The organism is Bacillus sp. L_1B0_5 (assembly GCF_000836715.1).
In the GTDB taxonomy this organism is placed as follows: Bacteria; Bacillota; Bacilli; order Bacillales; family Bacillaceae_G; genus Bacillus_A; species Bacillus_A thuringiensis_S.
The window spans coordinates 1-210 of record NZ_JXIS01000217.1 but is presented as its reverse complement, the minus strand read 5'-3'; the positions used below and the strand labels follow the sequence as shown (position 1 = coordinate 210).

The following is a 210-nucleotide window of genomic DNA, read 5'->3' as shown; positions in this document are numbered from 1 at the left end:
CTTTCTTTCCGCTTATTTCGGCAAATAAGGTGCTGGGTCGACTTGACCAAACGTCAAAGATGTTTTGATCTCAAAGTGAAGATGTGGCCCTGTTACTTGCCCTGTTCTTCCGCAAACACCTACCTGTTGACCGACTCCAATGTTTTGACCTTCCTGTACAGTAATGGACGACATATGACCGTATAAACTCCAATATCCATTCCCATGATT

General features: G+C 43.8%; 1 protein-coding gene. It reads right to left on the bottom strand.

Annotated features, from left to right (window positions below; all coding sequences use genetic code 11):
* Nucleotides 1-12: 12 nt before the first annotated feature.
* A partial coding sequence (locus RT27_RS31965; protein WP_043939418.1) for a M23 family metallopeptidase occupies nt 13-210 on the bottom strand: 198 nt, incomplete at its 5' end.